Annotated in this window: 14 protein-coding genes; 5 read left to right on the forward strand and 9 right to left on the reverse strand. The window is 70.3% G+C overall.

All coding sequences use genetic code 11. From position 1 onward, the window contains the following. Window positions 1-37 precede the first annotated feature (37 nt). The gene (locus J4573_RS07610) at window positions 38-1,081 is read right to left on the reverse strand and encodes an HAAS signaling domain-containing protein (protein ID WP_208254568.1); all 1,044 of its coding nucleotides are present in this window, start codon (window positions 1,079-1,081) and stop codon (window positions 38-40) included. Then, entirely contained in the window at window positions 1,078-1,419 is a 342-nt protein-coding gene (locus tag J4573_RS07615; RefSeq protein WP_208254569.1) for a PadR family transcriptional regulator, read from the reverse strand. Before J4573_RS07615 ends, J4573_RS07610 begins: the two co-directional genes overlap by 4 nt. Window positions 1,420-1,552: 133 nt before the next feature. Between J4573_RS07615 and J4573_RS07620 the strand changes: the two genes are divergently transcribed. Next, window positions 1,553-2,296 carry a DUF2510 domain-containing protein gene (locus J4573_RS07620; RefSeq protein ID WP_208254570.1) on the forward strand — a complete coding sequence of 248 codons (744 nt, stop codon included), beginning with the start codon at window positions 1,553-1,555 and terminating at the stop codon, window positions 2,294-2,296. A gap of 56 nt (window positions 2,297-2,352) precedes the next feature. Here the strand turns inward: J4573_RS07620 and J4573_RS07625 are convergent, their stop codons facing one another. The 4 genes from J4573_RS07625 to eno are packed head-to-tail and all read right to left on the reverse strand — an operon-like array spanning window position 2,353 to window position 5,665. After that, a complete protein-coding gene (locus tag J4573_RS07625) occupies window positions 2,353-3,309 on the reverse strand; it encodes a Ppx/GppA phosphatase family protein (RefSeq protein ID WP_208254571.1) in 957 nt (318 codons plus the stop codon). Further along, window positions 3,306-3,812: a DUF501 domain-containing protein gene (locus J4573_RS07630; protein WP_372442815.1), complete on the reverse strand. Its 507-nt coding sequence runs from the start codon at window positions 3,810-3,812 to the stop codon at window positions 3,306-3,308. Before J4573_RS07630 ends, J4573_RS07625 begins: the two co-directional genes overlap by 4 nt. Before the next feature lie 48 nt (window positions 3,813-3,860). After that, window positions 3,861-4,358 carry an FtsB family cell division protein gene (locus tag J4573_RS07635; protein ID WP_243772647.1) on the reverse strand — a complete coding sequence of 166 codons (498 nt, stop codon included), beginning with the start codon at window positions 4,356-4,358 and terminating at the stop codon, window positions 3,861-3,863. A 23-nt stretch (window positions 4,359-4,381) separates the two neighbouring features. Then, entirely contained in the window at window positions 4,382-5,665 is a 1,284-nt protein-coding gene (gene eno, locus J4573_RS07640; RefSeq protein WP_208254573.1) for a phosphopyruvate hydratase, read from the reverse strand. A 208-nt stretch (window positions 5,666-5,873) separates the two neighbouring features. On the opposite strand from eno, the gene J4573_RS07645 reads away from it, so the two are divergent. From J4573_RS07645 to J4573_RS07655, 3 genes are read left to right on the forward strand one after another with little or no spacing between them, the layout of a single operon-like run. Further along, window positions 5,874-6,923 carry an ABC transporter substrate-binding protein gene (locus J4573_RS07645; RefSeq protein ID WP_208254574.1) on the forward strand — a complete coding sequence of 350 codons (1,050 nt, stop codon included), beginning with the start codon at window positions 5,874-5,876 and terminating at the stop codon, window positions 6,921-6,923. Then, window positions 6,920-7,723, forward strand: coding sequence for an ABC transporter ATP-binding protein (locus J4573_RS07650; RefSeq protein ID WP_208254575.1), 804 nt, complete (start codon window positions 6,920-6,922; stop codon window positions 7,721-7,723). The genes J4573_RS07645 and J4573_RS07650 overlap by 4 nt, the downstream gene beginning before the upstream one ends. Beyond that, complete coding sequence (locus tag J4573_RS07655) at window positions 7,713-8,615, forward strand: ABC transporter permease (RefSeq protein ID WP_208254576.1); 903 nt, start codon at window positions 7,713-7,715, stop codon at window positions 8,613-8,615. Before J4573_RS07650 ends, J4573_RS07655 begins: the two co-directional genes overlap by 11 nt. A gap of 85 nt (window positions 8,616-8,700) precedes the next feature. Here the strand turns inward: J4573_RS07655 and dacB are convergent, their stop codons facing one another. Continuing rightward, the gene (dacB, locus tag J4573_RS07660; protein WP_208254577.1) at window positions 8,701-10,305 is read right to left on the reverse strand and encodes a D-alanyl-D-alanine carboxypeptidase/D-alanyl-D-alanine endopeptidase; all 1,605 of its coding nucleotides are present in this window, start codon (window positions 10,303-10,305) and stop codon (window positions 8,701-8,703) included. 194 nt (window positions 10,306-10,499) lie between these two features. Here dacB and J4573_RS07665 point away from each other — a divergent pair, with 194 nt between their 5' ends. After that, window positions 10,500-10,889, forward strand: a complete 390-nt coding sequence (locus J4573_RS07665) for a hypothetical protein (protein WP_208254578.1) — start codon at window positions 10,500-10,502, stop codon at window positions 10,887-10,889. An 83-nt stretch (window positions 10,890-10,972) separates the two neighbouring features. On the opposite strand, the gene J4573_RS07670 is transcribed toward J4573_RS07665, so the two are convergent. Both J4573_RS07670 and J4573_RS07675 read right to left on the reverse strand, forming a co-directional pair. Next, entirely contained in the window at window positions 10,973-11,755 is a 783-nt protein-coding gene (locus tag J4573_RS07670; RefSeq protein ID WP_208254579.1) for an SAM-dependent methyltransferase, read from the reverse strand. A gap of 83 nt (window positions 11,756-11,838) precedes the next feature. Beyond that, window positions 11,839-12,642, reverse strand: a complete 804-nt coding sequence (locus tag J4573_RS07675) for an SAM-dependent methyltransferase (RefSeq protein WP_307796537.1) — start codon at window positions 12,640-12,642, stop codon at window positions 11,839-11,841. Window positions 12,643-12,716: the final 74 nt, after the last annotated feature.

Consider the following 12,716-nt stretch of genomic DNA (forward strand, 5'->3'; position numbering starts at 1 on the left):
GGACGTGGTCATGCGTCCGATCCTCGCACGCAGCGCCTCAGGGGGTGCGCGAAGGGCTCGGGGACGGAGTCTCACTCGGGGAGGCGCTCGGGGAGCTGTTCGGGGTCGCGGAGCCGCTCGGGGCCGCGGAGCCGCTCGGGGCCGGGGACGCGCTCGGGGCCGGGGAGCAGGAGGGCGACGGGGAGGGCGAGGGGCTCGCGAACGGGTCACCCTCGTCCTGGGGCTGCGACTGGAGCGGGAGCGGATAGGAGTTGGAGATCGGCGGCGTCGTACCGCAGCGCTGCAGCTCGAAGCCCTGGGACTGGTAGTCGGTCTGGACGGGGCGGCCGTCCTGGTCGTACAGCAGGACGTCCTTCAGCGGCTTGCCGTCCTTGGAGAACGGCTGGATGTTCACGATCCCGGTCATGCCCGTGGAGCCGTCGCCGTTGGTGGGCGGGGCGTACGCGGTCGGCTCGCCGTCGACCGAGGCGTTGCTCGGCAACGGCAGCAGATCGTCGCCCGTGAGCTGCGGGATCGCGATGATGAACGCGATGACCAGCAGGTTCCCGATGAGGGCCGTCCTGCGCGCCCCCGAGGCACGGGTCCGGCACCACATCCCGAGGCCGACCGAGCCCACGACGAGGACCACGAGCACGACCCAGCCGAGGAAGTTCTGCGGGTAGCGGTACCAGTCGCCGTCCACGGCCCGCCAGACCAGCACCGCCGTGAAGTAGGCGCGCAGCAGCCACCAGACGGGACGCAGCTCCTGGAGGAAGGCCCAGGCGGCGCGTACGGACCGTTCCTCCCCCGCCCTGCGCCGGAGCCAGGCCTCGGTACGGTCGATGGCCTCGACGGCGATGGCCTGCGGCGAACGGCGCGCCTGGCGCCCCGCGTCGGCCCCGTAGGCGGCGCGCAGCTCGGCGGCGTACTGCTCGGGCGTGCCGAGCCGGGCCGTGAGGGACTCGCCGGACTCCGCGGTGACCTCGGCCAGATGGTCCTCCAGGTCCTCCAGCAGCTCGGCGCGGTCGGCCTCGGGCACGCCGGCGAGCGCGTCGCGCACCGCCTGTGCGTAGTCCTCGATCTCTTCGACGGGCGGTCTCATCGCTTCCCGATCCCCTTGTCGACGTCGTCCAGCAGGTGGGTCATGGTCGTGGCGAACGCGGTCCAGGTCTTGGCCGAGCCCGCGAGCTGCGCTCGGCCGGTGTCGTTCAGCCCGTAGTACTTGCGGTGCGGGCCCTCCTCGGAGGGCACGACGTAGGAGTTGAGCGCGCCCGCCTTGAAGAGCCGGCGCAGGGTGCCGTAGACCGACGCGTCCCCGACGTCGTCCAGTCCCGCCTCGCGCAGCCGCCGTACGACGTCGTAGCCGTAGCTGTCGCTGCGGTCGAGGACGGCCAGCACCGCGAGGTCGAGGACCCCCTTGAGGAGCTGTGTGGTGTCCATAGTGCGTCACAGAGTACTACGCATTGCACAGTACTCCGCAAGACCAAGTCGTACCGCCGGGAGATGTCCGCTCGATACGATGCCGACCAGTTGGATCGGGGTGCGGAGGATCGGGGCGCGGACGGAGGCTGCCTTGTCGCAACCGGGCTGGTATCCCGACCCGTACGGCAGCGGGCGCCTGCGCTGGTGGAACGGGCAGAACTGGACCGAGAACCTGAACCCCCAGCCCGCCAACCCGCCCCGGCTGCCCGTACAACCGGCCCAGCCACATGCCGCCCCGTACGCGGAGACGTCCCAGCCCATGGCCGCGCCGCAGGCGTACGGGCTCGACTGGGGACATCCGCAGTCCTCACCGCTCGACCTCAACGTCCGGGGCTTTCACCTGCACGCCGACGAGCACCTGGTGGGCTACGGCAACACCTCGCTCCCATGGGCCCACGTCGAGTGGATCGCCTACTGGGCCGCCGTTCCCGCGTCCGGGCAGGGCCTGCCGCACGAGATCCAGTGGATCTTCCAGGTCGGCCGCCACCCGTTCAACGGCGGGCCCCGCGTCGAGGTGGTCGTCGACGAGGAAGACCCCTGGTCACGGCTGGTGGAGCTGTGCCGGCGCCTCGCCGAGCCGCGGCTGGTCGCCGAGATGACCTCGCGGGTCAGGGCGGGCGAGTCGATCGACGTCGCGCAGGGCCTCACCGTGCATCCCGGCGGCGTGCGCGGCAACCGGGTGTCGCTGTCGTGGTCGGCGATCTCCGGCGCGAACATCGAGAACGGCCGGGTCTGGATCCAGCAGTCGACCGGGTCGGCCGCCGTGCTCTACGTACCCCAGCAGAACCCGAACGCGGTGATCATCCCCGCGCTGCTGGCGTCGCTCAAGCGCTGACCGCCTTCGGCCACGCCGGGGCCTCCGCTCAGCGCCGCGTGGCGCCGCCGATCCGGTCAGACGAGCGACCAGGCGATGCCGTCCAGGATGTCGTGCTCGCTGACCACGACGGCGCCGAAGCCGTACTCGCGCATGATGCGGTCGAGGATGAGCGCTCCGGCTCCGATGACGTCGACCCGGCCGGGGTGCATGACACCGATCTGGGAACGTTCCGCGCGGCTCGCGTGCAGCAGGTTGCGGGTCACCTCGTGCACCTGGGACGCGGTGATCCGGGACAGGTGGATCTGCTCCGGGTCGTATTCGGGCAGGTCCTGGGCGATTCCCGAGACCGTGGTGACCGATCCGGCGAGGCCGACCAGGGTGCGCGCCTCGTCGACCGGCACGGCGCGGCGGACCTCCGCGAGCGCGGCGTCGATGTCGGCCGCGGCGGCGGTGATCTCGTCCGGCGAGGGCGGGTCGCCGTCCTTCAGGTGCCGTTCGGTCATCCGGACGCAGCCGATGTCCACCGAGATCGACGCCATGACGGACGAGCTGCCGAGCACGAACTCGGTCGAGCCGCCGCCGATGTCGACCACCAGGTAGGGCCGGGCGGGCCGCAGCGCGGCCAGCTCGCCGCGGGTGGCGCCCGCGAAGGACAGCCCCGCCTCCTCGTCCCCGGTGATCACCTCGGGGACGACGCCGAAGATGTCGACGACGCCGGAGACGAAGTCGGCGCGGTTCTCGGCGTCCCGGGTCGCGCTGGTCGCCACGACCCGCACCTTCTCGGCGCCGTGGCCCTCGATCAGGGCGGCGTAGCCGCGCATCGCGGTGAAGGTGCGTTCCAGCGCCTCGGGCGCCAGGCGGCCGGTCTGGTCGACGCCCTGTCCGAGCCGGACGATCTCCATCCGGCGCTCGACGTCGGTGAGCGTGCCGCCGCCCGACTCGTCGGCCGCCACGTCGGCGATCAGCAGGCGCACCGAGTTGGTGCCGCAGTCGATCGCGGCGACCCTGGTGGTCTCCCCCGCCCGGCTCATGAGTCCCCCTCGCCCTCGGGGTGCGCGCACGGGCCGTTGCGCCACCACTCGGGCAGCGCGTCCAGCGCCTCGCGGCCGAACGGGTTGATGCCCGGAACGGCGAGCTCGTGGGCGATGAGCGCGTGCAGGCACTTGACCCGCTCGGGCATACCGCCGGCGCTCTGCATGCCGTCCGGAAGCGGTTCGACGCCGTCCTCGCGAGCGGCCTCGTCGCGGCGGCGCAGGTAGTCCTCGTGCGCCGCGGTGTACTTGGCCTTCAGGGACGGGTCGGAGGCCAGGCGCTCCTGCATCTCGCGCATCATCCCGCCGCCCTCCAGCGTGCCGATCGCCGAGGCCGCCTTGGGGCAGGTCAGGTAGAACAGCGTGGGGAACGGGGTGCCGTCGGGCAGCCGCGGCGAGGTCTCGATCACCGCGGGCAGGCCGCACGGGCACCGGTACGCGACCCGCCGGATACCGCGCGGCTCACGGCCGAGCTGGGCCGCGACGGCCCTCTCATCGTCCATCATCCGATTTCTTCGTCCCCACCCGAGCGTTCCCCCCACCCCGGGGCGTCAGCGCGGATCGTCGGCGGCCTCCACTGACCGCCAGAGCGTCTCGTACCAGGGCGGCCTGGTCGGCCGGCCGCCCTTCTGGGCCTGCTGGCCAGCACCGCCACCGCTGTCAAGAACGATGAAGCACTTCTCCCCCGGATAGCAGTAGTGGAGTCTTCGCTTGGCCTCACGCTCAATGTACGACTTATCTCCCAGTTGTTGCTTGCGTTGGGAGAGTTCCTCCACCTGCTTTTGCGCCAGTTGTTCCTTGTGCTGGAGCTCGGCGATCTCCTGCCGCTGCGCGATGTACTCCCGTACGGGATAGGCGAGGCTCAGCGCGATCGCGCACATCACGATCGCCAGGATCGCGGCCCGGCTGGTCAGCGCCGGGTTCTTGCGCGGCGCGCCGCCTCCCGGGGAGTCGTCTGAGCCCCCCGCCCCGGGGGGCGTGGGGGGTCGTCCCCCCTCGGGGGACGCGGACGTCCCCCGGGAGGCCTTGCGGTCGTCGTCGTTCGCCAAGGCCGGCCCCCAGCCGAGTCGGTTCAGCCCTTCCAGGTGAAGCGCGGGAAGGCGGCGGCGCCGGCGTAGCGCGCGGCGTCGTCCAGCAGCTCCTCGATGCGCAGCAGCTGGTTGTACTTGGCGACGCGGTCGCTGCGGGCCGGGGCGCCGGTCTTGATCTGGCCGCAGTTGGTGGCGACGGCCAGGTCGGCGATCGTGGTGTCCTCGGTCTCGCCGGAACGGTGGCTCATCATGCAGCGGTAGCCGTTGCTCTGGGCGAGCGAGACCGCGTCGAGGGTCTCGGTGAGCGAGCCGATCTGGTTGACCTTGACCAGCAGCGCGTTGGCGGTCGCGGTGTCGATGCCGCGCTGGAGCCGCTCGGGGTTGGTGACGAACAGGTCGTCGCCGACCAGCTGGATCCGCGTGCCGATCGAGTCGGTGAGGGCCTTCCAGCCGTCCCAGTCCTCCTCGTCGAGGGGGTCCTCGATGGAGACCAGCGGGTAGGCGTCGACGAGCTCGCCGTAGTAGGCGGCCATGTCGGCGGCGGTGCGCTTGGTGCCCTCGAACTCGTAGGCGCCGTCGTTGCAGAACTCGCTGGCGGCGACGTCCATGGCGAGCGCGATGTCGCGGCCCGGAGCGAAGCCGGCCTTGCCGATGGCCTCGAGGATCAGGTCGAGCGCGTCGCGGTTGCTCGGCAGGTCGGGGGCGAAGCCGCCCTCGTCGCCGAGGCCGGTGTTCAGGCCGCGGCTCTTCAGCACCGACTTCAGCGCGTGGTAGGTCTCCGCGCCCCAGCGCACCGCCTCGGAGAACGTGCTGGCGCCGATCGGAGCGATCATGAACTCCTGGACGTCCACGTTGGAGTCGGCGTGCGCGCCGCCGTTCAGGATGTTCATCATCGGCACCGGCAGCAGGTGCGCGTTCGGGCCGCCCACGTAGCGGAACAGCGGCAGGCCCGCGGACTCGGCGGCGGCCTTGGCGACCGCGAGGCTGACGCCCAGGATCGCGTTCGCGCCGAGCTTGGACTTGGCGGGGGTGCCGTCCAGGTCGATCAGCAACTGGTCGATCAGCCGCTGCTCGCTGGCCGGATAGCCGACGATCTTCTCGTCGACGGTGTCGTTCACGGCCTTGACGGCGTTCAGCACGCCCTTGCCGCCGTAGCGCTCGCCACCGTCGCGCAGCTCGACGGCCTCGAACTGACCGGTGGAGGCCCCGCTCGGGACGGCGGCGCGCGCCTCGGTCCCGTCGGCGAGCAGCACCTCGACCTCGACGGTCGGGTTGCCGCGTGAGTCCAGGATCTCCCGGGCGATGACGGCCTCGATCGACGACACGAGCGGCTCCCTGTGATCAGCGTGGGGACGATTTGCGCCCCGAGCCTATCCAGCTCGCGGGGGCGACGCCCAACCGGCTCTCCGAGCACCTCGAAGGGGTTACGGACGAGCGTTACAGATCCGTGCTGAGCTGGTGACTTGACGAAGCCATTACCTACCTTGTCTACTATGAACATCAAACACACTTGATAAGTAGGGATTACCGACAATGCATCGCAGGTTCCGCGGCCGGATCGCCGCCACAGCTCTGATCGTCCTGGTGGGAGCGGGGACGCTCAGCGCGTGTGGGGACGACTCCGACGGCGGCAAGTCGGGCTCCTCCGCCCCGCTGAAGCTCGGTTACTTCCCCAACATCACCCACGCCACCGCGCTCGTCGGCGTCCAGAAGGGCATCTTCGCCAAGCACCTGGGCGTCGCGCCCAAGACGGCCACCTTCAACGCGGGCCCGGCCGCGGTCGAGGCGGTCTTCTCCGGCGCCGTGGACGCCACGTTCGTCGGCCCGAACCCGGCCATCAACGCCTGGGCCAAGTCGCACGGCAAGGCCATCAAGATCATCTCGGGCGCGGCCTCCGGCGGCGTAGCGCTGGTCGTGAAGCCCGGCATCAAGTCGGCCGCCGACCTCAAGGGCAAGAAGATCGCCACCCCGCAGCTCGGCAACACCCAGGACGTGGCGGTCCGCTACTGGCTGAAGAAGAACGGCCTCACCGCCAACAAGGACGGCAGCGGCGACGTCAAGGTCGTTCCGCAGGACAACGCGCAGACGCTCCAGACCTTCGCGCAGGGCAGCATCGACGGCGCCTGGGTCCCCGAGCCCTACGCCTCCCGGCTGATCCTGGAGAGCAAGGGGGTGAAGCTTCTCGACGAGAGCTCGCTGTGGCCCGGCGGCAAGTTCGTCATCACCAACCTGATCGTGCGGCAGGACTTCGCGAAGAAGCACCCCGACCAGGTGAAGAAGCTACTGGAGGGCGTCGTCGAGAGCACCGACTTCATCAACGCCCACCAGGCCGAGGCCAAGCAGGCCGCCAACGACGCGCTCACCAAGCTGAGCGGCAAGCCGCTGAAGCCCGCGATCCTCGACGCGGCCTTCAAGGAGATCACCTTCACCACCGACCCGGTGTCCTCGTCCCTGGTCCAGGGCGCGCAGCACGCGGAGGAGATCGGGCTGCTGGAGAAGACGGACCTGAACGGCATCTACGACCTCGGTCCGCTGAACGAGGTCCTCAAGGCGAACGGGAAGGCACAGGTCAGCGACAAATGACACAGGCCGCCACGGCCGCCCCGAGCCGGACCGCAGCCGCGGTCCGGCTCGACGGCGTCTCCAAGATGTTCGGATCAGGGGGCACCGCGCTGCTCGCCCTCGACCAGGTCTCACTGAACGTCGCGCCCGGCGAGTTCGTCTGCCTGCTGGGCGCGTCCGGCTGCGGCAAGAGCACCCTGCTCAACCTCGTCGCCGACCTCGACAAGCCCAGCGCCGGCACGATCGACACCGAGGGCGCGCGCGTCGCGCTGATGTTCCAGGAGCCCGCGCTGTTCCCGTGGCTGAACGTCACGGCCAACATCGAGCTCGCGCTCAAGATGCGCGGCGTGCCGCGTGCCGACCGGCGCGAACGGGCCGCCGAGATGCTCGCCTCGGTGCACCTGGACGGCTTCGCCAAGAAGCGCCCGCACCAGCTGTCGGGCGGCATGCGCCAGCGCGTCGCCCTCGCCCGCGCCCTGGCCCTCACCGTCGACGAGACCGACTCGGGCCAGGGCACCGTCCTGCTGATGGACGAGCCGTTCGGCGCGCTCGACGCGATGACCCGCGACCTGCTGCACGACGAGATCGAACGGATCTGGCGCGAGCGCAACCTGACCGTGCTCTTCGTGACCCACAACGTGCGCGAGGCCGTCCGCCTGGGCGACCGCGTCGTCCTGCTGTCCAGCCGCCCCGGCCGCGTCGTGCAGGAGTTCCCCGTGCCCATGGAACGGCCCCGCCGGATCGACTCCACCGAGGTCGCCGAGCTGGCCGCCGCCATCACCGACCGGTTGCGTGAGGAGGTCGGCCGCCATGGTGCTTGAGTCCGACCGCAAGAGGGCCCTCGACCTGGAGGCCAAGGACGTCGGCAGCCGGCTTCACCAGCAGCTCGCCGGGCTGGACGCCCTGGAGCTGTCCGAGGGCACCCGCCGCAACCCCGCGCTGCGCGTCTGGTCGGCGGTGTGGCCGATGCTGACCGCCGTCGCGATCGCGCTGCTGGCCTGGCAGGCGGTCGTGTGGAGCGGCTGGAAGGACCCGTGGGTCCTGCCCGGCCCGAAGGACACCCTGCCCGTGCTGTGGGACCAGGTGACCAGCGGCTCGTTCTGGTCCGCGGTCCGCCTCACCATGCAGCGCGCCATCATCGGCTTCACGGTCTCGATCGCGGTCGGTGTGCTGATCGGCGCGCTGGTGTCGCAGTCGCGGATCCTGCGCCGCGCGTTCGGCTCGCTGATCACGGGCCTGCAGACGATGCCGTCGATCGCGTGGTTCCCGCTGGCGATCCTGCTGTTCCAGCTGAGCGAGAGCGCGATCCTGTTCGTCGTCGTCCTCGGCGCCGCGCCGTCCATCGCGAACGGCCTGATCGCCGGCGTCGACTACACGCCGCCGATCCTGCTGCGCGCCGGGAAGGTCATGGGGCTGCGCCGCCTCAACCTCTACCGGCACCTGATCCTGCCCGCGTCCCTGCCGGCGTTCGTCGCGGGGCTGAAGCAGGGCTGGGCGTTCGCGTGGCGCAGCCTGATGGCCGGCGAGCTGCTGGTCATCATCGGCAACACCACCTCGCTCGGCGTGCTGCTGTCCCAGGCCAGGGAGCTGAACAACACCGCCGACATGATCTCCTACATGATCATCATTCTGATCATCGGCATCGTGATCGACCAGCTCTTCGGCGTCGTCGACCGCGCCATCCGCACCCGCTGGGGCCTCGACCGGACCTGACCCCCGGACACGACGAGAACGGCCGCCGGGCGATCGCCCGGCGGCCGTTCTCACGTGTGAACCAGCAGGTGGATCAGCGGGTGGATCAGCAGGTGCCGGTCCAGGAGCACTCGAGGCCGTCCCGCCCGGTCTGGACGGTCCGGATCGTCATCTTCTGCGCGGCGTCCCCGCCGGCCAGCCGGACGGCGATCTTGTCCTGGAGGCCGCGGACCTGCGTCGAGGTCGCCTTGTAGTCGTTGAAGACGATCGAGAACGTCAGCCGCGTGCCGGCCGGGTCGTTCACCCAGCCCGACAGCGCCGACGCACCGGTGAGCGTGCCGGTCTTGGCGTGCACGTTGCCCGCCGCCTTCGTGCCCACCATGCGGGTGGCCAGCGTGCCGCCCACCCAGGGCTGCGGCTGACCGGCGACGGGCAGCGCGTTGAAGACGGTCGGGAACCACGGCTTGCGCTGGATCGCGCGCAGCAGCGCGACGACCTGCCCGGCCGTCGCCTTGTTGCTGTGCGAGAGCCCGGAGCCGTCGGTCAGCGTGAAGTGGTTCGCGTTCAGCCCGAGGCGGGTCAGGTTGCGCTTCACCTCGGGCAGCCCGGCCGCCCACGTGCCCTTGCCCCGGGTCTTGTGGCCGATGGCCTTCACCAGGATCTCGGCGATGGTGTTGTTGCTGAGCTTGAGGTACGGCGTGGCCAGCTTGGACAGCGGCATCGAGGTGCGCGCCGTCAGCGTGCGCGATCCCTTGGGAGCGGCGCCTCGCACCGTCTTGCCCGTCACCGCGATGCCGTGCGCCTTGAGCGACTTGCGGAACGCCGCGGCCGCGTAGAGCTCGGGCTCGTTCACGGTGTAGAGGCCCGTGTACTTGGAACCGCCGACCGGGTACGACCCCGTCACGGTCAGCACGTTCGTCCCGGGCTTGCGCGTCACCGACAGGGACGAGGGCGACCCGGCCTTTCCCGTGACGGCCTTGTTGTCGATCTTCATGTAGCCGACGTTCGGTGTCGTCCCGACGACGACGGGCTTGCCCTCCGCGCCCGGCGACACGTCGACGCTCACCGAACCCGCGTTGAAGTCCTTGTCCGGGGACATCGTCAGCGCGGAGATCTGAGCGGCGTAGGAGTAGGGGAGGTCGGTCGGGTCCCAGCCCTTGGCCACCCGCTGGGAGTCGAACCACGTGTCGTCGGCGACCAACCGGCCGGAGACCCTGCGGATCCCCTTCTTGGCCAGGCCCGCGGCAAGACGGTCATAGTCGGCGGCCTGCATCGTCGGGTCGCCGGTCCCCTTGAGCACAACGTCGCCGCGCAGCGTCTGGCCCTTCCTGGCCGCGCGCGACATGACGCTCGTACGGAAGGTGTACTTCGGCCCGAGGATCGCGAACGCCGCCGCGGTCGTGGCCAGCTTCTGGTTGGACGCGGGCGTCACCGGGGTCTCGGCGCTCCGCGTGTAGAGCACCTTCCCGCTCTTGGCCTCCCGTACGACCACGCCGGCCTTCGCCCCGGCCAGCGCCTTGTCGGCCAGGATCGCGTCGAGGTCGGCCTTCAGATTCCCCGAGGACTTCAGATCCACGACCTGAGCGACCGCCCCGGCCTGGTGATGCTCCCCCGACGATCCGGAGGCGCTGACGGCCACCCCGGCCGCCACCACCGCCGACAATCCGCCGACCGCCACCACACCCGTCACAGACTTACTCAGCTTCGGCATCCGCCGATCGTAGGGCCTAGATCAACACCAACGCCCCCGAAAGCCTCAAACGCACCGACCGTCAGGCGACCGGCGAACGGCCGGACGGCGACACCCAGGCGAACACTCTCTCGACCCTCTATTGCCCCGCCACCTGCATGGTTCAAGATCCTTTTCGAGTGGACCAAGATCCACTTCCCCCCGGAAGGAGAACCATGAAGAACCTCCTCAAGACGGCCGCCGTAGGCGCCGGCGTCGCGACGGCCTGCATCGCCCTCGCCTCCCCGGCCCTCGCCAACTCGGTCTCGAAGGCCTATGGCGACGGCACCATCAGCTACACCGACAGCTCGGACTCGTTCTGCGCGTACGCCTACAACAGCGACGGCCTGCGTTCGGTCACGGTGAAGCTGACCCCCCTCAGCCGCTCCGGCCCCGCCCCGCACTGGACCGACAAGAACACCTACTACTCCGACGGCAACTCCGGCTCGACCTGCAAGAGCCTCGCCACCGCCTACGAGGACACCCAGTACCGCGCCGAGGTCTGGACCTACTGGGGCGAGCGCGGCACGACCATCAAGGTCGACAACTTCACGTTCTACAGCTAAACCGCGCGTCCCCCGCTGACTCGGCTCCCCGTACGCCCCGGCGCGCGGGGAGCTTCCCGTTTCACTGACAGGCCGCCGAGGCTCTACTTGCGGGCGACGCCGCCCAGCCACCAGGCACCGGCGGCGGTCATCTCCGCGGACTCGGTCTCTTCGTCGCGCCACGAGGTGACGGGCGTCAGGCCCGGCTCGACGAGGGTGAAGCCGTCGAAGTAACGCAGGATCTCGGCGCGGCTCCGGTAGGAGAAGGGCGTCGGCGACTTGGCGAAGACCTCTTCCTTCTGCTTCACCAGTTCGGGCGGGTGCCCCTCGCTCGTGAGGTGGGACAGGATCAGGTGGCTGCCGGGCGCCAGCTGGTCGGCGAACGCCTGGACGATGCCCGCCGGGTCGTCCGCGTCGGAGATGCCGTGCAGGACCGAGACGAACAGGACGCAGGTCGGTTCGGAGAGGTCGATCAGCTCGCGGAGCTTCCCGTCGGCGAGGATCTTCTCCGGTTCGCGGATGTCGGCCTGGATGACCGCGGTCGAGGGGTCGGTCGCCAGCAGCGCGGTCGCGTGAGTGAGGACCACGGGGTCGGCATCGACGTACACGACGTGGGCGTCGGGGAGGCTCTGCTGGGCCACCTCATGGACGTTGCCCTGGCTGGGAAGGCCCGCGCCCAGGTCGATGAACTGGCGTACGCCCTGGGAGGCGACGTGGCGGACCGCGCGGCCCAGGAAGCGACGGTTGGCCTTCGGCACGTACCTGTTCTCCGGCGAGAACGCGAAGAGCTTGTTCACGGCGTCGCGGTCGGCGGCGAAGTTGTCCTTGCCGCCCAGCGCGTAGTCGTACATGCGCGCCATGTTGGGCTTGTCGGTGTCGACTTCCATCCCGCGATTTTCGCAGGTGGGAGCGGGGTCGGCGGCGTCCGGCTTCGGCCAACCGCGAGGCCCGCCGGGGCCTGCCAGGGGCGCTAGGGCTTGCGCGCGACTCCGCAGAAGTGCGGCACGTCGATCGGGTCGTCGCCGGGCTCGGGGTTCCAGTGAACGCAGGAGACCACGCCGGGGTCGATCAGTTCGAGGCCCGTGAAGAAGCTCTCGAGCTCCTCGCGGGTGCGCAGGCGCATGGGCGCGGCGCCTTGATCGTTCCAATACCGCACCGCGCGGGTCATGGGCTCGGGGCCGACCTCGCCGGTCGGGTGCGAGATCGCCAGGTAGCTGCCGGAGGGCACGGCGTCCACGAGGTGGCCGACGATGGCGCGGGCGTCGTCGTCATCCATGACGAAGTTGAGGATGCCGAGCATCATGACCGCGACCGGGCGGCTGAAGTCGAGGCTGGCCGAGGCCTTCTCGATGATGCGCGCGGGGTCGTTGACGTCGGACTCGATGTAGGCCGTGCTCCCCTCGGCCGAGCTGGTGAGGAGCGCCTGGGCGTGCACGAGGACCAGCGGGTCGTTGTCCACGTACACGATGCGCGAGTCGGGGGCGATGCGCTGGGCGACCTCGTGGGTGTTGTCCACGGTCGGGAGGCCGGTGCCGATGTCCAGGTACTGGCGTACGCCCGCCTTCGCCAGATGGGTGACCGCGCGGGCGAGGAAGCGGCGGTCGGCCTTCGCGGAGATCACCAGTTCCGGGACCCAGCCGAGAATGTGGTTTCCGGCCTTACGGTCGACCGGATAGTTGTCCCGGCCGCCCAGCCAGAAGTTCCAGATGCGGGCCGAATGGGGTACGCCCATGTCGGCCTGGCCTTCTCGGCCGGCCGGTCCACTGATGGTCACGAGGTACCCCCTGCCGCGTGGGCGTCCCCCCACGGTAGGCAATCCGGGCAGGTCGCGACACCTTTTCGCACATG

It is taken from the genome of Actinomadura barringtoniae (assembly GCF_017573505.1).
Taxonomy (GTDB): Bacteria; Actinomycetota; Actinomycetes; order Streptosporangiales; family Streptosporangiaceae; genus Spirillospora; species Spirillospora barringtoniae.